Raw genomic sequence first — 25,558 nt, forward strand, 5'->3', positions numbered from 1 at the left:
AAAACGATGGAGGAGAATCCTAAACATGTCTACTGTATATGAACGTGAAATTCGCCTATTTAGCTTAAACTCAAACCGCCCACTCGCCGAAGAGATTGCCAAGGAAATTGGCATCCCGCTCAGCGATTGCCAAGTGAAGCGGTTTAGCGACGGAGAACTTTACATCAACATCGAGGAGAGCGTGCGAGGCGATGATGTGTACATCATTCAATCGACGAGCTCACCGGTGAACGAGACGCTCATGGAGTTACTCGTCATGATCGATGCGTTGAAACGGGCATCGGTTCGGACGATTAACGTGGTTATGCCGTACTATGGCTACGCCCGCCAAGACCGCAAGGCGCGCTCGCGTGAGCCGATTACAGCGAAACTTGTCGCTGATTTATTGACGGTTGCAGGTGCCACACGTTTAATCACGATGGACTTGCATGCTGCTCAAATCCAAGGTTTCTTCAATATCCCAGTAGACCAATTATTAGGTGTTCCACTCATCTCGACGTATTTTGAGACAGAAGAATTCAAAGCGAAAGACATTGTTGTCGTCTCACCGGACCACGGTGGCGTCACACGTGCCCGTAAGCTTGCAGAGCGCTTGAAGGCTCCAATCGCCATCATCGACAAGCGTCGCCCTGAAGCGAACGTGGCCGAAGTCATGAACATCGTTGGCAGCGTCGAAGGCAAGACGGCCATCTTGATTGATGACATCATTGATACAGCTGGAACGATCACGCTTGCGGCTGACGCGATTGTTCAGGCGGGAGCAAAAGAAGTATACGCTTCATGTACGCACCCGGTGTTATCTGGACCGGCGATGGAACGGATCGACAACTCGTCAATCAAAGAACTTGTTGTCTTGAACACGATCGACTTAGAAGGTCGCGAATGTTCAAGCAAAATCAAGCAGATGTCGGTTGCCCGTTTGCTTGGAGAAGCGATCATGCGTGTCCACGAGCACAAATCGGTGAGCACACTGTTCGATTAAAAAAACGAGGCCCGAAGGCGTTCGCCTTTGGGCTTTTTTGTTCAGGAGGAATAAGATGAAATGTATCGTCGGCCTCGGGAATCCAGGCAAAAAGTATGAGATGACCCGTCACAACGTCGGATTTTTGGCGATTGATCGCCTTGCCGACAAGCATGGGATCAAACTCGATGAAGCCAAGTTTAAAGCATTGATTGGAACGGGAAGAATCAAGGGAGAACGTGTCGTCCTCGTCAAACCGCTCACGTATATGAATTTATCAGGCGAGTCGGTCCGTCCGATTTTAGATTATTATAAGATTGAGATTGACGACTTGCTCGTCATTTATGATGACTTGGACATGGTGCCAGGAAAGCTGCGGTTCCGTCCGAAAGGCAGTGCCGGCGGACATAACGGCATCAAGTCGTTGATTCAGCATTTAGGCACACAAGACTTTAAACGTCTGAAACTGGGGATTGGCCGTCCGCCGCATCCGATTAAAGTGGTCGATTGGGTGCTTATGAACTACCGTAAAGAAGACATGCCAGAATTAAATGATACGCTCGATCAAGCTGTGTCCGCCGCAACCGATTTTGTGGATACTGAATGGATTGCGCTCATGAATCGATATAACTAAAGGGTCAACGTACCCTTTTTTGTCGTATGAGGTGGAGGAAAACAAATGAATGCTCTAGAGAAATTCATGGTGACGTTACCTGAGACGAACGTGATTCGGGAGCGGTTGCCAAAAGTCGATCGACAACTCGTCACCGGATTGACGACAAGTGCCAAGGCGCTTGTATTGGCGGGTTTGGCGAAAAATTCGCCAAGACGTCTCGTCGTCGTCACGCATAACATGTATCAAGCACAAAAAATGTACGATCAACTCGAGTCGCTCATCGGTCCGAGCAAAACGTTGCTTTATCCGATTGATGAGACGCTCGCTGGCGAACTATCCCTCACATCGAGCCCAGAATTGCTTGCCGCTCGGATTGAGGCTCGGACACGTCTCCTTGACGAAACGGGAGGCGTCCTTGTCGTGCCGCTCGGTGGCTTACGCCGTTATATCCCGAACCCGTCAGACTGGCAAACGAGTCATCATCACATCAAACCTGGACAAGAGCTCGATTTAAAGCCGTTCGCCGAGACGCTCATCACGCTCGGTTATGAACGGACGGCCACCGTGACCGCACCGGGTGAATTCTCCGTCCGCGGTAGTATTTTAGACGTCTATCCGCTCACGGCAGCGCGCCCGTATCGCATCGATTTGTTCGACACCGAAGTCGATTCCATCTTTACGTTTGATGCCGAGACGCAGCGTTCGCTAGGTGTCGTCGGCGAAGCGGTCATTCCACCCGCCACTGAGTTCATCGCCTCACGCGACCAGTTGCAGCAGGCCGGACAAGCACTCGAACGTCAATATGAGCGGACGCTTTCGCTCATTGAGACCGAGACGATTCGGCAAGCGCTTGAGGACGGAATCGCCCGGGACATCGAACAGTTCGGTCGAGGCGAGGTTCCTGAAAAAGTTGGGAAGTACACACCGCTCCTGTATAGCTCGACGCTCCTCGATTATGTTGGGGCGGAAGCGGTGTTGATGTTAGATGAAGTGGCACGGATTGAAGATGCTGCCGACGTGCAAGACCGCGAAGAAGCGGAATGGTTCTCGTCGCTCATCGAACGAGGGGAGTCGGTCAGCAACTACACGCTCGCCGTCCCGATGCATAAAGTATTCCGTACGTTGAAGCAAGTCGCGTTCTCCTTGTTGCCGTCACGACGGTCCGGAATTCCGGAGACGAACACGGTCCACCTCAGCTGTCGCCCGCTCCCGGCGTTTCATGGCCAGATGCACTTATTGAAACAAGAAGTCGAACGGTGGCAACAAGGTGACCATCGCATCGTCTTCTTGGCAGGCGATCAAACACGGGCCGATAAAGTAGTGGAGTTGCTTGACGATTATGGAATCTCATCCACGTTCACAAATGTGGACGGTGAGCTGTTGCCGCGTCACGTCCATGTTATGATCGGCCAAATCGAAGGCGGCTTTGAACTCTCGACGAGCCGTCTCGTCGTCGTTTCCGAAGAGGAACTGTTCAAGCGCGTCACGAAGCGGAAACGTCAGACGAAGAATTTGACGAACGCCGAACGGATTAAAAGTTACCAAGAATTGAAGCCGAACGACCATGTCGTCCACATCCATCACGGAATCGGGAAGTACCTAGGCATCAAGACGATTGAAGTCGGCTGCATTCATCAAGACTACTTACATCTCGTCTATGCCGGCGACGATGCGCTGTACGTCCCCGTCGATCAAATCGATCTCGTTCAAAAGTATGTCGGGGCCGAAGGTAAAGAGCCGAAGATTTACAAACTCGGCGGAACCGAGTGGAAGAAGGTCAAATCGAAAGTCGCCAAATCGGTGGAAGACATCGCCGATGAACTGATCAAGCTGTACGCGGCGCGTGAAGCGTCCGTCGGCTATGCGTTCCCAGGTGATGACGAAGAGATGAGCCAGTTCGAAAGCTCGTTCCCGTACGCAGAGACAGAAGACCAAGTCCGCTCCATCGCTGAAATCAAAGCGGATATGGAACGGTCACGGCCGATGGATCGTCTCCTTTGTGGCGATGTCGGTTACGGCAAGACAGAAGTGGCGATTCGAGCCGCGTTCAAAGCCGTGCTCGCTGGGAAGCAAGTCGCGTTCCTCGTGCCGACGACCGTGCTGGCGCAACAGCATTACGAGACGATGCTTGAACGGTTCAGTGAATTTCCAATTAACGTCTCCGTCATGAGCCGCTTCCGCTCGAAAAGTGAGATGGCGGCGACGAAGAAAGGCTTAAAAGAAGGGACGATTGACGTCGTCGTCGGGACACACCGCGTCTTGTCGAAAGATGTGACGTTCGCCGACCTCGGTCTCGTCATCATTGATGAAGAGCAGCGGTTCGGGGTCAAGCACAAGGAACGGCTCAAGCAGTTGAAGACGAATATCGACGTCTTGACGCTGACGGCGACACCGATTCCGCGGACACTCCATATGTCGATGATCGGCATCCGAGACTTGTCGGTACTCGAGACGCCGCCAGAGAACCGCTACCCGGTGCAGACGTACGTCATGGAATACGATGGTATTGTCTTGCGGGAAGCACTTGAGCGCGAACTCGCGCGAGGCGGACAGGCATTCTTCCTCTACAACCGCGTCGAAGGCATCGAGCGGAAGGCAGAAGAGATTCGCGCTTTGTTACCGGAGGCACGCATTGCGACGGCACACGGTCGGATGACCGAGACAGAACTCGAGAGCCAGCTCATCAGTTTCCTAGAAGGGGAAGCGGATGTGCTCGTCTCGACGACGATCATCGAGACCGGCATCGATATCCCGAACGTGAACACACTCATCGTTCACGATGCGGACAAGATGGGGCTGTCACAGCTGTATCAGTTGCGCGGACGTGTCGGTCGTTCCAACCGGATCGCCTACGCCTACTTCACGTATCGGAAAGACAAGCGTTTGACCGAGGTCGCGGAGAGCCGGCTACAGGCCATTAAAGAGTTCACGGAGCTCGGGAGCGGGTTCAAGATTGCGATGCGCGACTTATCGATTCGCGGCGCCGGAAATCTGCTCGGGGCCCAACAGTCCGGGTTCATTGATTCGGTCGGATTCGACTTATACTCACAAATGTTGTCTGAAGCCATCGAGGAACGGAAAGACCGGATGCGCGGACAGGCGAAACAAGTCGTCTTCAAACCGGAAATCGCGTTCCAAGCGGATGCGTACATTCCGGACGACTATTTATCGGACAGCGAATTGAAAATCGAGATGTACAAACGCTTTAAGTATGTCGATACACCAGAAGCGTTGTTCGCCCTCCAGGACGAGTTGATTGAACGGTTCGGCGAATTCCCGGAACCGGTCGCGCTCCTCATCCAACTGACGCGTCTGCGCATCTATGGCGAGATGGCGAAAGTGGCGCGCATCAAACAGTCTCCGGGCCGCATCGAGATGGTATTGTCGCTCGAATCGACGACGGCGCTCGACGTGCCGTCATTCATGGAATGGACGATGCCGCTCGGTCGGAAACTCGGTGTCGGACAAGATAACGGTGCCCTCAAATTGTCGCTCAGTGGCCGCATGCCGGTCGTCGAACTGTTGAACGATGCCGATACGGTGCTTGAGGAGCTCGTGAAGAGGTTGGCGCATGCGGTCGCCAAGTAAGTTTGCGACCGGCGTCGTCTTATTTGCGCTCGCGGGCTATCTTTCAAAGTTCATCAGTTTCGCTTACCGAGTGCCTTACCAAAATATCGCCGGAGACTTCGGGTTGTATGCCTATCAGACGGTGTATCCATTTGCCGCGATCGTCGCTTCGCTCGGCATGTATGCGATGCCGGTCGTGATTGCCAAAATCGGTGTCGGGGCACATGGACCGAGGCGAAAGCTCGAAGTGTTATGGGGCAGTTTTTACGCCTTGCTCGGTTTAGCCGTCATCCTTGTCGTCACGATGTGGATGCTAGCACCTGTCATCGCCCGTCTCCTCGGGGACATGGAACTCGCACCGACGCTGCGGATCATCAGCCTGAGTTATTTACTCATGCCAGCTTTGGCGGTGCTCCGCGGTTCGTTTCAGTCCGTCGATGACTTGCGGCCGAGTGCGATTTCTCAAGTGCTCGAGAACCTCGTTCGCGTCACGGTATTGCTCATCGCCTTGTTGATTGGTGTGCGCTTCGGCCAAGACGCCTATACACTCAGTCGATACGCGTATGGGGCGACGCTCGTCGGAGGTGTCATCGCCATCGTCATCTTGTCATTATGGGCGAAGCAGTTACGGCTCGTACCGGTACAACCCACGACGTTGCGGTCTGTCCTTCGAATCTTACTGACGACGGGGTTTGCCGTCGGTTTCGCCTCGCTCGGGATTTTATGGATGCAACTCGTCGACTCGTTCACGATTGTCAATCTGATGGGCGGGGATTATGCGGCGAAAGTCGGCAAAGGGGTATTTGACCGAGGTTATCCGCTCGTTCAATTCGCGATTCTTTTCACGACGGCGCTCGGAATGGCAAACGTCCCGAACTTGGTGCGGCATTATCGTGCCGGTCGTATCGAAGCGACCTCTTCCGGACTCAGTTCGATGATTCGCGTGACGACAACGGTCGCCGCTGCGGCCACAATCGGCTTGATGGGTGTCATGTTCCCGTTGAATGTCGCGCTATTTGAGAACGCGGCCGGGACGACAGCGCTCGTCTTGCTCTCGACGAGTACGTTCGCCGCGTCGCTTGCCGTGGCGAGCATGACATGTCTACAGGCGATTGATCGGGAACGCACAGCTGCTGTCGGTATGATTCTCGCCATCGGCGTGAAGCTCGGCAGCAACTTGTGGCTCGTCCCTTCCTATGGCATCGCCGGGGCTGCCCTTGGGACCTCGATTGCCTTTTTAGCGATGGCCGCGTTCAATTTCAATCGGCTCGATCAAATCATCCCGCTCGGCATGCTCCGGTTTCGACATTATGGACGTCTCGTCAAAACGGTGGCGCCGATGGGCGTCATCTTGCTCGGCTTGAACGTCGTGGCGCTGGATGGCCTGACGCATCGTCTCGATGCCCTCATCTGGCTCGTCTTCATGCTCGTGCTCGGGGCCGGCATTTATGTCTGGCGGTTATGGAAAGAACAAATTTTGACGATAGAAGAATGGGAAATGATTCCGTTCGGAGGTCGTCTCATCAATCTGCTAGAAAAAAAGGAGAACTGATATGAGTTACGGAATTACGGTCGTCGGCCTCGGGTCTGGCGAACTTGATCAACTACCGCTCGGTGTCTATCGTCATTTGAAGCAGCAACCGCTCGTTTGGTTGCGCACGAAAGAACACCCTGTCGTCAGCGAACTTGAGGCGGAAGGCGTGACGTTCGAATCGTTTGATGCGATTTACGAAGCGAGTGACACGTTCGAGGACGTCTACCGACAAATCGTTGAGACGTTGCTTGAAAAGAGTGAAGAGCTAGCCATCACCTATGCGGTACCGGGACATCCGTTCGTGGCGGAGCGGACGGTCGAACTGCTCGTCGAACAAGGCGCGGACGTCACGTTCCTCGGCGGTCAGAGCTTTTTGGACGCCATGTTCCAAGCCCTCCGCATCGATCCAATCAACGGCTTCCAATTACTCGATGCGACGGCGCTCGATGTCGAACGGATTCAAGTGACCCAACACATATTGATTGGTCAAGTGTATGACGGGTTCGTGGCCGGAGACGTGAAAGTCCAATTGATGGAACGATATCCGGATGAACATATCGTCAAACTCGTGACAGCCGCTGGGACAAAACATGAGCGGGTCAGTGAAATCCCACTCTATGAGATGGACCGCGTGGCAGAAGTCGACAACTTGACGACGCTCTATGTGCCGCCGTTGACGGACGAGACGCATTTGGCGCGCGAATTTTCGACGTTGAAGCACATCATTGCGACGCTCCGCGGTCCGGACGGCTGCCCGTGGGACCGGAAACAGACGCATGAGTCGCTCCGCAAATATTTGCTCGAAGAAGCGTACGAATTGATTGAAGCAATCGATACAGAAGACGATGATGCGATTGTCGAAGAGCTCGGTGATGTGTTGCTTCAAGTCATGCTCCACGCCCAAATCGGAGCGGACGAAGGCTATTTTGATATTCGAGACGTCATTGGCACCGTCAGTGAGAAGATGGTCCGCCGTCATCCTCATGTGTTTGGGGATGTGACGGTCGATGATGCCGATGAAGTGGTGACGAATTGGAATGCGATTAAACAAGTGGAAAAAGGGGAAAAGAGAAAATCGCAGCTAGATGGAGTTCTCATGACGCAACCTGGTTTGATGCGGGCCGAGCAATTGCAGAAGAAAGCTGCGCAAGTCGGTTTCGAATGGGACGATGTTCAAGGTGCGTTCGAGAAATTGGAAGAAGAACTCCACGAGTGGAGAAGTCAGCCTGAAGATGAACGAGAACTTGGGGATGTCCTCTTCTCAATCGTCAACGTGGCGCGCTATTTCAAGTTGAACGCCGAGCAGGCGCTCGAACGAACCAATCAAAAATTTAAGAGACGATTCGAATACATTGAAGCGAACGGCTCCCTCGAAGAGATGACGCTCGAAGAGATGGATCGGCTCTGGGATGAAGCGAAGGAGAAGGGATTATGAGACTAGACAAGTTTTTGAAAGTATCCCGCTTGATTAAGCGGCGTACGTTGGCGAAAGAAGTCGCCGACCAAGGCCGGATTCAATTGAACGGACAAGTAGCGAAAGCGAGCACCGATGTCAAAGTCGGTGACGAGTTACAAATTCGATTCGGGAACAAGCTCGTCACAGTCGTCATTGACTCGATTGCCGAGCATGCCCGCAAAGAGGATGCGAAAGAAATGTACCGCTTGCTCAAAGAAGAAAAGGTGAACAGTGGTACGGAAGCGTAAAAAAAAGGTATACTGAACGTAACAGGACAGGAGGAAGGTGATTCGATGAATGGACGTAACCCGATGGAACGCAAACAGCGGATTCGGGCTCTTGATGAACGGAGAGAACAGCTGGAAAAAGAACAGAACCGGCGACGTATCCATCTTCGACGCCGCCTGGCTGCGGCCTCACTTCTCTTTTTGTTAATGGTTGTCTTCATCGGTCAGAGTTACTTCTCGAAAGTCGGATATGTGTCCGAGCAAGAACGGAAACAAAATGAAGCGCAAGTCGAACTTCGGGAAACGAAGGACGAACAATCAGAACTGAAAGAGCAGGTCGAGCGTTTACAAGACGAAGAATACATCGCCAATCTAGCGCGCAACGAGCTGTTGTTCTCGAAAGATGGCGAGATTATTTTTTACTTCTCACCAGAGGAATAAGTGGGTTCGTTGACCGTTGACGAATCGACTCGTATAATTGTAGGGAATCAATCAAAAAAAGGAGTACATTATTTTATGTCAATTGAAGTAGGAAGCAAGGTACAAGGTAAGGTTACAGGGATTACGCATTTCGGAGCGTTCGTAGAACTTCCAAATGGCAAAACGGGTTTGGTGCACATCAGTGAAGTGGCAGATTCTTACGTCAAAGACATCAATGAAGTGCTAACGGTCGGTCAAGAAGTGACGGTCAAAATCTTGAACGTCGAAACAGATGGCAAAATCGGGTTGTCTATCAAAAAGGCCGTCGATCGCCCTGTCAGTGAACGTCCAGAGCGTCCAGCCGGCGAGCGTTTCTCTCGTGGCCCACGCCCAGGCGGCCCGGGTCAAGGCGGCCCACGCCCAGGTGGTCCAGGACAAGGTGGCCCACGCGGTGGCGGCGGTCCACGCGGTGGCGGTCCACGTGGTGGTGGCGGCGGACGTCGTGAAGTACGCCGTGAGCCAGAAACGTTCGATACGTTGATGAGCAAGTTCTTGAAAGACAGCGACGAGCGCTTGACGACGTTAAAACGTCAAACCGACTCAAAACGCGGTGGACGTGGAGCCAAGCGCGGGTAACCCTTCGTAAACCATCAGCTTCTACTCGTAACGATAGACGGTCTTCCTCAAGAAGACGACGAACCACAGACTTTTATAGTCTGTGGTTTTTTTTTGATTCTTTTTTGTTATGAAAAATAACTAAAAAGGGTTGCATTTTTTCGAGGAAGCGAGCACAATAGGGAACATGAAAAAATAGTTATGTTTTATAAGTGAAAGGTGAGAATGAAAATGAATGGATGGAAACTGTGGTTGGCGGAATGGAGAAGCATCGGGAAGAATCCTCGGGTCTGGGTCCCGATTCTCGCGGTCGCACTCGTGCCGCTCATGTATGCCGGGATGTTCTTATGGGCGTTTTGGGATCCGTATGGACAGATGAAAGACTTGCCGGTGGCGATCGTGAACGAAGACCAGGGAGCGACGTTTGACGGGGAGCAACTTGCCGTCGGGGACGAACTCGTTGAGAAGTTAAAGACGTCTGAGGCGTTCGAATTTATCGAGACGACGAAACAAGAAGCCGAGTCAGGGTTGAACGATCATGACTATTACATGGCGATTGAGATTCCGGCAAACTTCTCAGAAAAAGCGACGACGGCGCTCAGCGAACAACCTGAGAAGCTCGAACTCAAATATATTGCCAATGAATCGTATAACTTTTTAGCGGCTCAAATCGGCGGTTCCGCGATGGAGCAAGTGAAAGGTGAACTGTCGACCGAAGTCGCGAAACAGTACGTCAGTGCGATGCGTGACGGGATTCAAGATGCCGCTGCTGGACTCGATGAAGCGGCGGCTGGGGCGGGAAAACTAGCAGATGGATCGCAGACGGCCGAACAGGGGGCGACCCAATTGGCCGACGGGACCGCATTGCTCGCTTCAAAACAACAAGAATTGGCTGACGGGGCGAGTCGGCTGAATGAAGGTGTGGCCCAACTCGAGACAGGGACGACGGAGTTGGCGAAGGGAAGCCAGCAAGTTTATGCAGGTAGCGCCGCCTTATCAGACGGGGCACGTCAAGTGAATGACGGGGCGTCTGCCCTTCAAGACGGAACGAGCCAACTTGTCGAAGGGACAGACACGTTCGCCTCGAAGTTGGAGGAATTGCACAGCGGGACGGCTTCTCTCAATCAAGGCGTTCAACAACTCGCGGCCGGGATTCAGCGTTCGAAGGACGGCAGTGAGCAATTGAGTGCCGGTTCAAATGAATTGGCGGCCGCGATGACGGCGGCGAAAGAAGGGAATGCCGCCTTGATGGCAGGAGAGACGGAACTCGTGGCCGGAATCGGTCAGATGAAGACAGAAGTGTTGGCCAGTCAAGATCAGTTGATGACCCAGCTGTCAGCACTCGCCGAGGCAGGGCAACCTGCTTCACCAGAGATGCTACAGGCGATTGTGGCCCAATTGGCGGAAGGTCAAACAGCGACAGCCGCTGGATTCGATGCACTGTCCGCGGGAGCGACGCGTGTGAAAGAAGGACAGGCCGCGCTCGGTGACGGATTGACGCAAGCAGAGGCTGGTGCCAATGAACTCGCTTCGGGACTGGTGACGTTACGTGACGGACAAGCCGAACTCGCAAGCGGGGCACAGGCGTTGGCGGATGGGTCGACCCAAGTGGAACAAGGGGCGCAAACGGCAGCCGTGAGTTCGAAAGAGTTGGCTTCGGCAAGCAATCGCTTAAACGCCGGCGTCGGAGCGTTGAAAGACGGGACCGCCGAACTCGCGTCCGGCAGTACGCAGTTGACCGAGGCGACGGGCGCCTTGTCAGAGGGGAGTTCGAAACTCGCAGACGGGGCGAAGAGCGCCGGCGCGGGCACGAATACACTCGCGAACGGGGCTGTACGTTTGGCAGAGGGCGGTAAAGACCTCCAGTCAGGTAGCGACCAGCTCGCAGACGGAGTGTCCGAACTTGCGGCTGGTAACAGCAAGTTACGGGACGCGCTCGCCGATGGGGCCGAAGCGGCCGCGATCGACATCCGAGACGATAACGTCGACATGATGGCCGGACCGGTCACGGTCGTCAACGAATCGATTCACAAGGTCCCGAACTACGGAACGGGTTTTGCACCGTACTTCATGTCACTCGGACTATTCGTCGGGGCGCTCTTGCTCTCGATCGTCTATCCGCTGTACGATCCGGCTGGAAAACCGAAACGCAGCCTGTCATGGCTCGTCTCAAAATCAGGTGTGTTGCTCGTTATCGGATTTATTCAAGCGCTCGTCTTGGATGTGGCGATGGTCATGTTGCTCGGACTTGAAGTCGAGGCGCCGCTCCAGTTCTTCGGATTCAGTTGGCTCGTCAGCATCACGTTCCTCTTAATCGTGCAGCTACTCGTCACGACGCTCGGAAATCCGGGCCGTTTCGTAGCCATCGTCTTATTGATCCTTCAATTGACGACGTCGGCTGGAACGTTCCCGCTCGAACTGATTCCGAGCGCCCTCCAACCGTTTAACGCCTGGTTGCCGATGACATACACCGTATCGGGCTATAAAGAAATCTTGTCAGCGGACGGCTGGAGCTACCTGCAACAAGCAATCATCTATTTGGCGTTCGTCTCAACCGCTTGCTTCTTCCTGCTATGGGGATATTTCCGCATCGCTTGGAAGAAAAAATATCGGCTGACGACGTCAGAAGCGTGATGCACAACGAACTGAAAATCGTGTATAGTGGATAAGACGACACTATACACGATTTTTTTGTGAAAAAACTTTTAAAAAAGAATTGACACTGGCGTGGGTACTGGTTATTATAGAAAATGTGCTTAGGACACAACAATAACATGGCGGTGTAGCTCAGCTGGCTAGAGCGTACGGTTCATACCCGTGAGGTCGTGGGTTCGACTCCCTCCGCCGCTACCATTTTATTTAGGCCCGTTGGTCAAGCGGTTAAGACACCGCCCTTTCACGGCGGTAACACGGGTTCGAATCCCGTACGGGTCACTTACCTAAGCGAAAAGAAGCCATCTCACTCGAGATGGCTTCTTTTGTTATATCAAGGAGGCGGACGGATGACGAGAGTATTGGTTGCCGTGTCCGGTGGAATCGATTCGGTCGTCTTGTTGGATCGGGTCATTCGGAACGGTATGGAAGTGGGCGTGGCCCATGTCCATCATGGACTGCGTCCCGAGTCGGATGAAGAGTATGAATTTGTGCGACGTTTGGCCGACAAGTACGACGTGCCATTTCATGGCAAACGGCTCGCTTTCCCGAACGGCGGTTCGCAGGCGAGTTACCGGACGGCACGATATGCGTTCTTTGAACAGGTTATGCAGAAGTTCGACTATACACAACTGATGACGGCCCATCACGCGGATGACCAACTCGAGACCGTCCTCATTCAACTGCAGCGTAACGTCGTCGAAGTGACGGGGATTCCTGAGCGTCGTCCGTTCGCAGGAGGAGAACTCGTTCGTCCGCTCTTATCGGAACCGAAGCGGGAACTGATTGCCTATGCCAAACGATACGGACTTGAATGGAGAGAGGATGCGAGCAACGCCACGACCGAATATTTGCGCAATCAAGTGCGGCATCAGATCGTGCCCCAGCTCCTCGCGTCGCAACCGGATCTTGTTCAAGTTGTGAGCGAAACAGCTCGGCATCAACGCGAATTGTGGCGGACCCGCTACCGACAGATGGAGAATTGGATCCAGGACAACGTGCGACTCGAGATGAAAGCGTTTCACGTGAAATCGGATAACTTGATGTGTCTAAATCCTGTCGAACGATACACCGTCGGGCGCCTGCTATCAATGCGCTACGGGGTAGAGGTGGGGACCGCGATCGACCGTCTGTTAACGAGTGCCCAAGGTTCTGGCCACTTCGACTTAGAGGGGTCATGGGGCCTGCGGAAACAAGACGGGCTCTTATCGTTACAGGCAACTGGTCAATCGCTCCTAGCCCCACACAAACAAGTGGTAACGACCTTCCCAGCGCATGTAGTGTTCGGGACTTCATTATTCTCACTAGACGTTGAGGATGATACGGACGGCATCCCGCTCGAGGCGATCGAGTTGCCGTTGATCATCCGCTCTGTCGAGGCTGGGGACGCGATGAAACTGTCCATCGGGACGAAAAAAGTCGCCCGCATCTTCATTGACGCGAAGATTCCGCGAGAAAAACGGCCTTTTGTCCCATTGGTAGTTGACGCAACGGGACGGATTATCGCTATAGTAGGGGTAAGAGTTTCCGATTTTCCGGATAAGTCGGGTGCGATGTGCCCACGATTAATGGTAAAATGATGATTGTGTCGGATAAGAAAGAGGAGGATTTTAAGATGTCATTAATGAACGATATGGAGAAAGTACTGATTTCAAACGAAGAGATTCAAGGTAAAGTGAAAGAACTCGCTACAACACTTAGCGAAGAATATAAAGAAGAGTTTCCACTCCTCGTCTGCGTGTTAAAAGGTGCGATGCCATTCATGTCAGACCTCGTCAAAGAAATGGACATCCATTTAGAAATGGATTTCATGGACGTGTCGACGTACCATGGCGGAACGTCATCGACGGGTGAAGTTAAAATTGAGAAAGATTTAAATACATCTGTAGAAGGACGCGACATCTTGATTGTAGAAGATATCATTGATAGTGGACTCACGCTCGGCTATCTCGTCGACCTGCTCAAGTACCGCAAAGCCAAATCGGTTAAAATCGTGACGCTTCTCGATAAACCGACGGGCCGCAAGAACGGATTGTCGGCAGATTATAGCGGTTTCGTTATTCCGCACGAGTTTGTTGTCGGCTATGGTCTCGATTACGAAGAGAAATATCGTAACCTTCCGTACGTCGGTGTGCTCAAGCCGAGCATTTACGGGGGCTAACGTTTTTCTTTTGAAAATGCGTCGTGTTAAGATAAAAGAAATACCCAAAGTATACACATATACTGAATGGGCGAGAACATCGTTTCTCGGAATAGGAGGCAGAGAATGAATCGTGCAGTGAAAAACACCTTAGTTTTCGGTGTGATTTTCCTAGCCTTGATCTTGTTCCTTCAATATTTACAAAACCCGAATAGCCAGAGCGAGACGCTTACGTATTCGAAGTTCTTGGAATATGTGGAAGAAGGTCGGATTGAAACGGCAACCGTACAAGAAATTCCGGGAGCCATCTCAATTACAGGAGATCTAACAGGAGACGAAGATCAGCGTTTTGAAACGAATATCCCGGCCAACGAGGCCGAATACGCCGAAGTGCTCTCGTCACTTCGCGCGGATACCGACATCCAAATCGAAGAAGCAGAGTCGAGTGGTAGCTGGTTCAGCATCGTATTCGCGATCTTACCGTTCATCATCATCTTCATCTTATTCTTCTTCTTGCTCAACCAAGCCCAAGGTGGCGGTGGTGGTGGTCGTGTGATGAACTTCGGGAAATCGAAGGCGAAATTATACGATCAAGAGAAGCGCCGTGTGACGTTTGAAGACGTTGCCGGAGCGGATGAAGAGAAGCAAGAGCTCATCGAAGTCGTTGAATTCTTGAAAGACCCACGTAAGTTCTCGAAACTCGGGGCACGGATTCCGAAAGGTGTCTTGCTTGTCGGTCCTCCGGGAACAGGTAAAACATTGCTCGCTCGTGCAGCTGCAGGAGAAGCCGGTGTACCGTTCTTCTCAATCTCAGGTTCTGACTTCGTCGAAATGTTCGTCGGTGTCGGGGCGTCACGTGTACGTGACTTGTTCGAGAATGCGAAAAAGAACGCACCGTGTATCATCTTTATCGATGAAATCGATGCGGTCGGACGTCAACGTGGCGCTGGCCTCGGTGGTGGACATGACGAGCGTGAACAAACGCTTAACCAACTTCTTGTCGAGATGGATGGATTCAGTGACAACGAAGGGATCATCATGATTGCCGCGACGAACCGTCCGGATATTCTTGACCCGGCCCTTCTTCGCCCAGGTCGATTTGACCGTCAAATCACGGTTGATCGTCCGGATGTTAAAGGCCGTGAAGCAGTCCTCAAAGTTCACGCCCGCAACAAGCCACTTGATTCGACAGTCGACTTGAAGTCGATTGCGCAGCGGACACCTGGATTCTCAGGTGCTGACCTTGAAAACTTATTGAACGAAGCGGCGCTCGTCGCAGCCCGGTCTGACCGTTCAGCGGTATCAGTCGTGGATGTCGAGGAAGCGATTGACCGCGTCATCGCCGGTCCTTCTAAGAAGAGCCGTGTCATCTCGGAGAAAGAACGACAAATCGTCGCCTATCATGAAGCGGGTCATACGATTATCGGGATTGAACTTGAGAATGCAGATGAAGTGCATAAAGTGACGATTGTTCCTCGCGGTAACGCAGGCGGCTATGTCGTCATGCTTCCAAAAGAAGATCGCTACTTCATGACGAAACCTGAGCTTGAAGATAAAATCGTCGGTCTCCTCGGGGGCCGTGTGGCGGAAGACGTCATCTTCGGTGAAGTGTCAACAGGAGCAAGCAATGATTTCCAACGTGCGACTGGTATCGCCCGGAAGATGGTCATGGATTACGGGATGAGCGACAAGCTCGGGCCGCTCCAACTTGGGTCGAACCATGGTGGACAAGTCTTCCTCGGCCGTGACTTCCAAACGGAACAGAATTACTCGGATGCGATTGCACAAGACATCGACCTCGAGATTCGTGATATCATCAACCGTTGTTACGCGAAAGCGAAACAAATCTTGACGGATCGTAGAGACGATCTCGAACTCGTCGCGAAGACGTTGCTCGAAGTCGAGACGCTCGATTCGAAACAGATTCGTCACTTGATTAAGACGCGCGAATATCTTCCGCACGAACCGGAAGAGCCGTCTGAACCATCGAAAGATGATGCAAACGACGAAGCGAAGAAAGATGAGGCGGCCGTCAAGCACGGACAAGTCATCGATCAGCCTGGAGTCGTTCAAGAAGCGAAGCCGGATGTTGTCCCTGAAGGCGATAAGCCGGAAGCGACACCGACGGAACGCCCGAACAACGAATCACGGTAAGTGTAAGAGACGAATGCCCTAAACAAGGCATTCGTCTTTTTTCGTGTTATAATTCGAGCGAACTGTAATTGACAACAAAGTGAGGAACGCTATCATGATTTTAGTGATTGATGTTGGGAATACAAATATTGTCCTTGGGATGTATGACGGCGAGACACTCGTCCATCATTGGCGCATCTCGACAGACCGCACGAAAACGACCGATGAATACGGCATGCTCGTGAAATCACTGTTCGATCATTCGAACGTCTCATTCGATCAGATTGACGGTGTGATTCTGTCTTCGGTCGTTCCGCCGGTCATCTTTCCGCTCGAGCAGATGTCGCAGCGCTACTTTAACGTCCGACCGATTGTCGTCGGACCCGGCGTAAAAACCGGTCTCGACATTCATGTTGATAATCCGCGTGAAGTCGGAGCGGACCGCATCGTCAACGCGGTTGCTGGAATTGCCAAGTATGATGGACCGCTCATCATCGTCGATTTCGGAACGGCGACGACGTACTGCTATATTGATGAGAACCGCCGTTATCACGGAGGCATCATTTCACCGGGGATCATGATTTCGGTCGAGGCGCTCTATCAACGGGCGGCCAAGCTGCCGCGCATCGAGCTCGCGACACCGCCTACGGTCGTTGGGAAAAATACAATTCAAGCGATGCAGTCCGGGACGTATTACGGCTATGTCGCACAAGTCGATGGCATTGTCGGTCGTATGAAGCGTGAAGTCGGAGAAGCGACCGTGATTGCCACGGGCGGTCTCGCGCGTTTGATTAGCGAGCATGCAGAGACGATTGATGTCGTCGATTCATTTTTGACGCTCGATGGGCTTCGTCTCATCTATGAGCGCAACCAGAAATAAACTTAAAGGAGTTACTCGATATGATTCAACCAGAACAACAAGCATTACTTGACCAAATGAAAGCCGATTACCTCGTCCGTGCCCTCGGGTTCAACGGGGAAGTCCGCGCGTTTGCCGTCCGGACGACAAAAACAATCTTTGAAACGCAACTCCGTCACCAGACGACACCGGTCGCTTCAGCAGCGCTCGGTCGCACGATGACGATCGGGACGATGATCGGTGCGATGCAAAAAGGCGCCGCTCGCGTGACGCTCAAAGTCGAAGGCGATGGACCGATTGGGAAAATCATCGTCGATGCCGATACGGCGGGTGACGTGCGCGGTTACGTGTCACATCCTCGTGTCGAAGGCGGCACGTTTGTGAATGATCACGGTTTGACAAAGTTGAAAGTCGGTGAAGCCGTCGGACGCGGGACGATCTCGGTCATTAAAGACCTCGGTTTGAAAGACTTTGTCGGCGGCTCGTCTGAGATTCAAACGGGTGAGATTAGCGAAGACTTCACGTACTACTTTGCGACGTCAGAACAAGTACCGTCAGTCGTCGGTGCGGGTGTGCTCGTCCTTCCAGAAGATGAATCGATTCTTGCGGCCGGTGGCATTATCGTTCAATTGATGCCGGATGCGTCAGAAGAGACGATTCAAGCGCTTGAACAGGCGCTCAAGACGTTCCCGCCAGTGTCGGTCCTCATCGGTGAAGAGAAAACACCGGAAGAAATGCTCCATATGCTCCTTGGCGACAGCCTCGACGTGTTGGATCAAAAACCGGTTCAATTTAATTGCACATGTGGCCGCGACCGTATGGAAAGCGCGATTATCGGGCTCGGTGCCGAAGAGATTCGTCACATGATTGAAGAGGATGGCGGCGCTGAAGCGGTTTGTCACTTCTGCGGCGAGAAATACCACTTCTCGGCGGAACAATTAGAAACGATGAAACAACAAGCACGTTGACCGCTTTACTCCAAATTGCATATTTTGAATCTGATAGGGTATGATTACAATATCGGAATAGTCGGAATTATGGAGGAGGAAATGAAATGCGTATCGTAGATTCAGTAACAGACTTGATTGGAAAGACACCGATTGTGAAGTTGAATGGATTGACTGGCGCTGAAGATGCCACGGTTTACTTGAAATTGGAGTATATGAACCCGGGCTCTAGCGTAAAAGACCGGATTGCGCTCGCTATGATTGAAGCGGCTGAACGAGAAGGGGTCTTGAAACCAGGAGATACGATTATCGAACCGACCAGTGGGAACACGGGAATCGGTCTCGCCATGGTCAGTGCGGCCAAAGGCTATAAAGCGATTTTGGTCATGCCGGAAACGATGAGCATGGAACGTCGCAATTTGCTTCGTGGCTACGGTGCCGAACTCATTTTGACGCCGGGTCCTGAAGGGATGGGCGGAGCGATTCGCCGTGCGACGGAAGAGGCTGAACAAAACGGTTATTTCCTCCCGCAGCAGTTTAACAATGAAGCTAACCCGAACGTGCACGAGATGACGACAGGACCTGAAATCGTCGACGCGTTCGATGCGTCAGGCCTTCAAGTCGATGCGTTCATCGCCGGCGTCGGGACAGGTGGAACAATCACGGGAGCGGGTAAAGTGTTGAAAGCCCACTATCCGAACGTTCAAATCCTAGCGGTCGAACCGGTCGATTCACCGGTCTTGTCGGGTGGTAAACCAGGCCCGCATAAAATCCAAGGGATCGGGGCCGGGTTCATCCCGTCGATTCTAGATACGGAGATTTATGAAGGTGTCCTTCAAATCACGACCGATCAGGCGTTCGAATACGCACGTCTTGCGGCCAAAACGAACGGCGTGCTCGGAGGCATCTCATCTGGGGCGGCGATCGCAGCGGCTGTCGATACGGCGAAACGTCTCGGCAAAGGGAAAAACGTGCTGGCAATCATCCCGTCAAACGGAGAACGCTACCTCAGCACACCGCTCTATCAATTCGATGAAGAATCAGATAGCGTACGCTCGTAAACAAACGGCAGTTACCGGGAGACAACTTCTTTCGGTAACTGCCTTTTCTTGTGTACAATTAAAGGCATGAATCAGTGGAACGGGGGAATGTGGCGTGAGACAAACAGCGTTCAAAACCATGAGTATGACAAAAGAGAAGATGTACGACACATATATGACATTGACGGAAGGGAAGAAGCATTATGCGTGGTTAGAGAGCGGACGCGTCGGCCGCTATACAATGGCCGGGATTGAACCGTTCGCTACGCTTCACGTGAAAGATGGGGTCGGAACGTTCGAGACATCAGAGGCGACGGAAACACTTTACGGTGACCCGCTCGACATCGTCGAAACAATCCGGACCCGGTACGCCACCGAGCGGCCAGCTGGCGCTCCCCCGTTTTTTGGCGGGATGATCGGCTATGTAAGCTATGACGTAGCCCGAACGCTCGAACGTTTACCGCGGCAAGCGGCAGACGATTTGGCGACACCGGACGTCTCGTTCTTGCTGTTCGATGAAGTAGCGGTCTTCGATGAAGAAGAATCACTTTTATATATGCTCGTTACGACGGACGATCAGTTAGAAGTGAAACTCGATCGCTTTGTCGCCCTCTGGCACACCGAGACGCACTATTCGTTCCCACAGGTCGCGAGCGGAACGCTCGAACGTTCACGTTCATTGTCACAAGAGAATTTCGTGACGGCGGTGCAAAAGATTCAAGACTACATCGTCGAGGGCGATGTGTTCCAAGTGAACTTGAGCGTCCGGCAGTCGGAACCGCTACTCGCACACCCGCGTCACATCTACGACACGCTCCGGAAAGTGAACCCTTCACCGTATATGGGTTATTTCGTTGACGATTCGCTCACGATGGTGTCGGCTTCGCCGGAACTGTTGCTCGAGAAACATGGCGCCGCCATCTCGACCCGCCCGATTGCTGGGACGAGACCACGAGGACGAGATGAGGCGGAAGATCTGGAACTGGCTCGGACGCTGCTCGATAATGAGAAAGAGCGGGCCGAACACGTCATGCTCGTCGACCTTGAACGAAACGACTTGGGCAAAGTCGCGGCTTACGGGACAGTGCATGTCGATGAGCTGATGGTCATCGAGAAGTACTCGCACGTCCAACATATCGTCTCGAACGTGCGCGGTTTGATGCGGGACGGCATATCGGGAGCCGAAGCACTCGGCGCGATGTTCCCGGGCGGCACCATCACCGGGGCACCGAAAATCCGGACGATGGAAATCATCGAGGAACTCGAACCGGTCCGACGCGGGATTTATACCGGCTCATACGGCTGGCTTAGTTGGGATGATGACCTCGTGTTCAACATCACGATTCGGACGATGGTCGTCAAGGACGGAATCGCCCATGTTCAGGCTGGTGCCGGGATTGTGATTGATTCGAATCCTGAAGCGGAGTACGCCGAATCACTTTCCAAGGCGAAAGCGCTATGGACGGCGAAAGAAAGGACGGAGACGACGGTATGATTTTACTCATCGATAACTATGACTCGTTCACATACAATTTAGTTCAATACTTTGGGGAGCTCGGTGAACAACTCGTCGTCCGTCGTAACGATGACATTACGATCGAGGAGATTGAAGCGCTCGCCCCAAGTTATCTCGTCATTTCGCCTGGTCCGTGTACACCTAACGAGGCAGGCGTCAGTATCGACGCGATTCAGGCGTTTGCCGGTCGCATCCCAATTCTTGGCGTCTGTCTCGGACATCAAGCGATTGCTCAAGCGTTCGGCGGAAAAGTCGTCCATGCCGAGCGGCTCATGCATGGCAAGACGTCAGCGATTCAACATGACGGAAACACGCTGTTTAACGGCATCCCGCAACAGACAATCGTGACACGCTACCATTCGCTCGCGGTCGAACGAGATGCGTTACCGTCGTGCTTGAAAGTCACGGCCGAGACGAGCCTGGGAGAGATTATGGCACTCCGGCATGAAACGTTACCGATTGAAGGGGTGCAGTTTCATCCGGAAGCGATTTTGACAGAACACGGCAAAGACATGATTCGTAATTTCGTCGAGGTGTATCGTCATGTGGCTTTGGCATAACGGCGAACTGCGGGGCAGCTCTGAAGTAACGATTCCGGTGGAAGATCACGGATTTTTATATGGGATGGGCCTGTTCGAGACGTTTCGAACGTTCAATGGCATCCCGTTCTTGTTTGATCTTCACTGGGAACGTCTCGAAAAGAGCTTAGCGGAACTGTGGATTGATTTACCGTATACGAAACAAGAGATGGAGCAGGCGATTCAAGACGTCGTTCGTCAAAACGGGACCCCGAACCTGTATGTGCGCTTGAACGTGTCCGCGGGGGTGGCCCCACTTGGACTCTACGACGGACGCTACACTCGTCCGAACGTGACACTGCTCGTCAAGCCGTTACCGGAATCGTTCCAGCCCACGGAAAAACGGCTGGAAGCCATCCCGTTTCCGAGAAGTCGGCCCGAAGCAGCATTCCGCTTAAAATCCCATCATTATATGAACAATATATTAGGGAAGCGCATGCTCGTTGATCGGGAGGCGGAAGGACTGTTCGCCGATGACTCAGGACATGTCGTAGAAGGGCTTGTCTCGAATATCTTCTGGGTCGAAGCTGACCAACTTTGGACGACGCCGCTCGCGACGGGACCTCTGGCTGGGGTCACGCGACGTTGGGTGATGGATACGTTTGATGTGAAGGAACGTGATGTGACGTTTGCTGAACTTACACAGGCAGACGAGATTTGGTTGACCAATTCGGTTCAACAGATTGCTCCGGTCACAGACTATGCCGGGAACAGTTATCCAGGAAAAGACGGGGCAAAATTTAAAGCATGTTGGTCTGTCTTGTTGCATGCGATTGAGAGGGAAGAAACGCGATGACAAAAATCATGGGAATTTTAAATGTGACACCGGATTCGTTTTCGGACGGAGGACGGTATACGGCGCTCGAACAGGCGGTCGCTCACGCCAAGCAACTCGTTCAAGACGGAGCGGACGCGATTGATATCGGCGGGGAATCGACACGGCCGGGAGCCCGGTTCGTCTCGGCGGAAGAAGAAATCGAGCGAGTCGTTCCTGTCATTCGTCAACTGAAGCAAGAGCTCGACGTGCTCATCTCGATCGATACGTACAAACCGGTGGTGGCAAAGGCAGCATTAGAAGCCGGGGCCGATATCATCAATGACGTCTGGGGCTCGAAGTGGGGCGATCAATCGATGGCACAAGTGGCACGGGCGTTTAACGTTCCCATCATCTTGATGCACAATCGCGACAATCGAAATTATGGCCATTTCATTGAGGAGGTCGTCGGTGACTTGTATGAATCGATTGAAATCGCTCAAGCGGCAGGTGTGCCGGATGAGATGATTTGGTTAGACCCGGGAATCGGCTTTGCGAAAGACTATGCGCAAAACATGGAGTTGATGAATCGACTCGATGTGATCACGAACCTCGGTTATCCGGTGTTACTCGGAACGTCGCGGAAATCATTTATCGGGCAAGCGCTTGATTTACCGACCGAAGAACGACTGGAAGGGACACTGGCGACGACGTGTCTAGGCATCATGAAAGGCTGTGCGTGGATTCGGGTCCATGACGTACGAGAGAATAAACGAGCGTCACTCATGATGGACGCGATGCTGGGAGGCGGACAAATTGGATAAGATGTTTGTGAATGGGATGCGTTTTTACGGCTATCACGGTGTGTTTGCAGAAGAGAATCGACTCGGTCAACGGTTTAACATCGATTTGATGTGTGAGTTGGATTTGGCGCCGGCTGGACAATCGGATGATTTATCAGACGGGGTCAGCTACGCCGGTCTCTATCAATTGACGGAAGACATCGTCGCCGGGGAGCCAGTCAATCTACTTGAGGCGCTAGGCGAGCGCATTACGACGGCTGTTTTGGCCCACAGCGACAAGATTCAAAGCGTCACCGTCAAAGTGATCAAGCCGGACCCGCCCATCCCGGGTCATTATGACTCAGTCGCAATTGAGATGACACGGAGACGGAACGTATGATGTACGTAGCGCTGGGCTCGAACATTGGGGAGCGTGCCAACTATCTGGCAGAAGCGATTCAAGCGATGGCGGTAAACGGTCTTCAGGTGACGAAAGAGTCATCCGTATATGAGACGGCACCGGTCGGATACACAGATCAGCCATCCTTCTATAATATGGTCGTCGAAGTCGAGCCGTCGCTTTCTGCGGAAGCAGCCTTGCTTCAACTCCAACAGATTGAACGGGACCTAGGGAGAGAACGACTATTCAAGAATGGACCGCGTACAATCGACCTTGACATCTTGGTCTATAACAGCGAAGATATACAATCGAAGCAGTTAAATGTTCCGCATCCACGGATGCATGAACGCGCTTTTGTCCTTGCCCCGTTCGCGGAGATTGCTCCGGCGGTTGAGGTAAAGGGAATGACGGTGCGGGCGTTGCTAGAAGCCCTTCCTGCGTCGGAACGACAAGATGTCGTCCGTCTCGGGCCGTTACAATCATTAGTCAGCTCGGTTTAACGTTAGCAAAGGAAGTGGAGAAGTGTCAGGGTTCAAAATTGGTAACATCGATATAAAGAACCGCGCCGTCCTTGCCCCGATGGCCGGAGTGACAAACCCTGCGTTTCGTTTGATCGCTAAAGAATTTGGCGCGGGACTCGTCTGTGCTGAAATGGTCAGCGATAAAGGGATTTTATTGGAGAACGCAAGAACGCTCCGGATGCTGTACGTCGATGAACGGGAAAAGCCGCTCAGCCTTCAAATTTTCGGCGGTTCGAAAGATACACTCGTCAGAGCGGCCCAGTACGTAGATCAAAACACGAATGCGGACATCATCGATATCAATATGGGTTGCCCGGTCCCAAAAGTCACGAAGTGTGAGGCGGGTGCCAAATGGTTGCTTGACCCGGACAAAGTTTACGAGATGGTGAACGCCGTCTCGAATGCGGTGGATAAGCCGGTCACGGTCAAAATGCGCCTCGGTTGGGACGAAGACCATATTTATATTCTCGACAATGTTCGGGCGGCTCAATCCGGAGGAGCGGCGGCGATTGCGATTCATGGTCGTACGCGGTCTCAACAATATGAAGGAACCGCAAACTGGGATTGGATTGGCGAAGCCAAGAAGATTGCGACGGTTCCGATTATCGGTAACGGCGATATCTCGACACCTCAAGAAGCAAAACATGCGATTGATCACTATGGTGTCGATGCCGTCATGATCGGGCGGGCAGCGCTTGGTAACCCATGGATGCTGTATCAAACGGTGCAGTATTTGGAGACGGGTGATCTTCCGCCAGAACCAGCGGCGCGTGAAAAAATCGACATCTGTATGTTGCACCTCGATCGCTTGATTGCCATCAAAGGAGAAGGGACGGCCGTTCGCGAGATGCGTCAACATGCGGCGTGGTACTTGAAAGGGTTGAAAGGCAGCGGCCCGGTTCGGAAGCAAATCAACGAAACGGAATCGCGAGATGCTTTTGGCATCGTGTTGTATCATTTTGTGGAACAGCTCGAGCGACAAATGCAAGAAGTGTGAACTAGTGAAAAAAATTGATTTGTGGTAAGCTTGTTTGGCGAAAAAGTGAACCACACAAGCAAACGGTTTAGGCTGTGCTGTTGGCCGTGAGGCTGACAGTTTTTTATTAGACATCCCCAATACGTATAGAGGAGTGAATGGAGTAGTGAGTCACGAGTTGGAAATGAATGACCAAATGCAGGTTCGGTTTGAAAAAATGACCGAGATGCGTGAACAAGGGCTTGACCCGTTCGGACGTCGGTTCGAACGTTCTGCCCACGCCGGTGAATTACATGAACAATATGAGGCAATTGAAAAAGAAGCCTTGGCCGAACAAGACGTCGAAGTGACGCTTGCCGGACGAATCATGACGAAACGTGGAAAAGGGAAAGTCTTCTTTGCCCACATCCAAGACGTCACAGGACAAATCCAAATCTACGTGCGTAAAAATGACGTAGGTGACGAACCGTTCGATTTATTCAAATCATCTGACCTTGGTGACATCGTCGGGGTGAAAGGGAAGCTGTTCAAGACGAACGTCGGCGAATTGTCGATTCATGTTGAAGAGTTCGAACTCTTAACAAAAGCACTTCGTCCGCTTCCTGATAAATATCATGGCTTAAAAGATGTTGAGCAACGCTACCGTCAACGTTATTTGGATTTAATTACGAATAACGATTCGCGTCAAACGTTTATTCTGCGTAGCCGGATCATCTCGGAAATTCGGAATTTCTTGAACCATCGCGGTTACTTGGAAGTCGAAACGCCGATGTTGCATACAATCGCAGGTGGAGCGGCGGCCCGTCCGTTCTTGACGCACCATAATGCACTTGATATGGAATTATATATGCGGATCGCCATCGA

At 52.5% G+C, this 25,558-nt stretch carries 23 protein-coding genes and 2 tRNA genes (1 of these 25 only partly in view); all 25 read left to right on the forward strand.

The window, feature by feature from the left end; genetic code table 11:
- Positions 1-25 precede the first annotated feature (25 nt).
- The gene (locus ACZ2GZ_RS00345) at positions 26-982 is read left to right on the forward strand and encodes a ribose-phosphate diphosphokinase (RefSeq protein WP_029594403.1); all 957 of its coding nucleotides are present in this window, start codon (positions 26-28) and stop codon (positions 980-982) included.
- Positions 983-1,037: 55 nt separating this feature from the next.
- On the forward strand, positions 1,038-1,595 hold the full coding sequence (gene pth, locus ACZ2GZ_RS00350) for an aminoacyl-tRNA hydrolase (RefSeq protein WP_029594404.1): 558 nt from the start codon (positions 1,038-1,040) through the stop codon (positions 1,593-1,595).
- Positions 1,596-1,640: 45 nt separating this feature from the next.
- Complete coding sequence (gene mfd / locus ACZ2GZ_RS00355; protein WP_470295396.1) at positions 1,641-5,165, forward strand: transcription-repair coupling factor; 3,525 nt, start codon at positions 1,641-1,643, stop codon at positions 5,163-5,165.
- Positions 5,149-6,696 carry a polysaccharide biosynthesis protein gene (locus ACZ2GZ_RS00360; protein ID WP_214716297.1) on the forward strand — a complete coding sequence of 516 codons (1,548 nt, stop codon included), beginning with the start codon at positions 5,149-5,151 and terminating at the stop codon, positions 6,694-6,696. Before mfd ends, ACZ2GZ_RS00360 begins: the two co-directional genes overlap by 17 nt.
- Position 6,697: 1 nt before the next feature.
- Positions 6,698-8,113, forward strand: coding sequence for a bifunctional methyltransferase/pyrophosphohydrolase YabN (gene yabN, locus ACZ2GZ_RS00365; protein ID WP_470295397.1), 1,416 nt, complete (start codon positions 6,698-6,700; stop codon positions 8,111-8,113).
- Entirely contained in the window at positions 8,110-8,382 is a 273-nt protein-coding gene (locus ACZ2GZ_RS00370) for an RNA-binding S4 domain-containing protein (RefSeq protein ID WP_021065741.1), read from the forward strand. Before yabN ends, ACZ2GZ_RS00370 begins: the two co-directional genes overlap by 4 nt.
- A 45-nt stretch (positions 8,383-8,427) precedes the next feature.
- Complete coding sequence (locus ACZ2GZ_RS00375; protein ID WP_021065740.1) at positions 8,428-8,802, forward strand: FtsB family cell division protein; 375 nt, start codon at positions 8,428-8,430, stop codon at positions 8,800-8,802.
- 75 nt (positions 8,803-8,877) lie between these two features.
- The gene (locus tag ACZ2GZ_RS00380) at positions 8,878-9,417 is read left to right on the forward strand and encodes a S1 domain-containing RNA-binding protein (RefSeq protein WP_021065739.1); all 540 of its coding nucleotides are present in this window, start codon (positions 8,878-8,880) and stop codon (positions 9,415-9,417) included.
- Between the two features lie 210 nt (positions 9,418-9,627).
- Entirely contained in the window at positions 9,628-12,030 is a 2,403-nt protein-coding gene (locus ACZ2GZ_RS00385) for a YhgE/Pip domain-containing protein (protein ID WP_058765139.1), read from the forward strand.
- 142 nt (positions 12,031-12,172) lie between these two features.
- Positions 12,173-12,249, forward strand: a tRNA-Met gene (locus ACZ2GZ_RS00390).
- 9 nt (positions 12,250-12,258) lie between these two features.
- Positions 12,259-12,330, forward strand: a tRNA-Glu gene (locus ACZ2GZ_RS00395).
- A 68-nt stretch (positions 12,331-12,398) separates the two neighbouring features.
- Positions 12,399-13,628, forward strand: coding sequence for a tRNA lysidine(34) synthetase TilS (gene tilS / locus ACZ2GZ_RS00400; protein WP_058765137.1), 1,230 nt, complete (start codon positions 12,399-12,401; stop codon positions 13,626-13,628).
- A gap of 35 nt (positions 13,629-13,663) precedes the next feature.
- Positions 13,664-14,209 carry a hypoxanthine phosphoribosyltransferase gene (gene hpt, locus ACZ2GZ_RS00405; RefSeq protein WP_470295398.1) on the forward strand — a complete coding sequence of 182 codons (546 nt, stop codon included), beginning with the start codon at positions 13,664-13,666 and terminating at the stop codon, positions 14,207-14,209.
- A gap of 105 nt (positions 14,210-14,314) precedes the next feature.
- Entirely contained in the window at positions 14,315-16,342 is a 2,028-nt protein-coding gene (ftsH, locus tag ACZ2GZ_RS00410; protein ID WP_058765135.1) for an ATP-dependent zinc metalloprotease FtsH, read from the forward strand.
- A 94-nt stretch (positions 16,343-16,436) separates the two neighbouring features.
- Positions 16,437-17,201, forward strand: coding sequence for a type III pantothenate kinase (locus ACZ2GZ_RS00415; protein WP_021068190.1), 765 nt, complete (start codon positions 16,437-16,439; stop codon positions 17,199-17,201).
- A 20-nt stretch (positions 17,202-17,221) separates the two neighbouring features.
- Complete coding sequence (hslO, locus tag ACZ2GZ_RS00420; RefSeq protein WP_470295399.1) at positions 17,222-18,148, forward strand: Hsp33 family molecular chaperone HslO; 927 nt, start codon at positions 17,222-17,224, stop codon at positions 18,146-18,148.
- Between the two features lie 86 nt (positions 18,149-18,234).
- Positions 18,235-19,188, forward strand: coding sequence for a cysteine synthase A (cysK, locus tag ACZ2GZ_RS00425; RefSeq protein WP_021068192.1), 954 nt, complete (start codon positions 18,235-18,237; stop codon positions 19,186-19,188).
- A 94-nt stretch (positions 19,189-19,282) separates the two neighbouring features.
- Positions 19,283-20,662, forward strand: coding sequence for an anthranilate synthase component I family protein (locus tag ACZ2GZ_RS00430; RefSeq protein ID WP_470295400.1), 1,380 nt, complete (start codon positions 19,283-19,285; stop codon positions 20,660-20,662).
- Positions 20,659-21,243 (forward strand): aminodeoxychorismate/anthranilate synthase component II, encoded by a 585-nt coding sequence (pabA, locus tag ACZ2GZ_RS00435; protein ID WP_470295401.1) that lies wholly within the window; start codon positions 20,659-20,661, stop codon positions 21,241-21,243. The genes ACZ2GZ_RS00430 and pabA overlap by 4 nt, the downstream gene beginning before the upstream one ends.
- Positions 21,227-22,057 carry an aminotransferase class IV gene (locus ACZ2GZ_RS00440; protein WP_058765122.1) on the forward strand — a complete coding sequence of 277 codons (831 nt, stop codon included), beginning with the start codon at positions 21,227-21,229 and terminating at the stop codon, positions 22,055-22,057. Before pabA ends, ACZ2GZ_RS00440 begins: the two co-directional genes overlap by 17 nt.
- On the forward strand, positions 22,054-22,839 hold the full coding sequence (folP, locus tag ACZ2GZ_RS00445) for a dihydropteroate synthase (RefSeq protein ID WP_021068196.1): 786 nt from the start codon (positions 22,054-22,056) through the stop codon (positions 22,837-22,839). Before ACZ2GZ_RS00440 ends, folP begins: the two co-directional genes overlap by 4 nt.
- Positions 22,832-23,197 (forward strand): dihydroneopterin aldolase, encoded by a 366-nt coding sequence (gene folB / locus ACZ2GZ_RS00450; protein WP_470295402.1) that lies wholly within the window; start codon positions 22,832-22,834, stop codon positions 23,195-23,197. The genes folP and folB overlap by 8 nt, the downstream gene beginning before the upstream one ends.
- Positions 23,194-23,697 (forward strand): 2-amino-4-hydroxy-6-hydroxymethyldihydropteridine diphosphokinase, encoded by a 504-nt coding sequence (gene folK, locus ACZ2GZ_RS00455; protein WP_470295403.1) that lies wholly within the window; start codon positions 23,194-23,196, stop codon positions 23,695-23,697. The genes folB and folK overlap by 4 nt, the downstream gene beginning before the upstream one ends.
- Positions 23,698-23,776: 79 nt before the next feature.
- Entirely contained in the window at positions 23,777-24,715 is a 939-nt protein-coding gene (gene dusB / locus ACZ2GZ_RS00460; protein ID WP_470295596.1) for a tRNA dihydrouridine synthase DusB, read from the forward strand.
- A 145-nt stretch (positions 24,716-24,860) separates the two neighbouring features.
- A protein-coding gene (gene lysS, locus ACZ2GZ_RS00465) for a lysine--tRNA ligase (RefSeq protein WP_021068200.1) crosses the window boundary here: on the forward strand, positions 24,861-25,558 show its 5' end (the start). 793 nt of this gene lie beyond the right edge of the window; 698 of the gene's 1,491 nt are visible here — the first part of the coding sequence; the start codon lies at positions 24,861-24,863; the stop codon falls past the right edge of the window.

It is taken from the genome of Exiguobacterium sp. KKT215 (genome assembly GCF_055635335.1).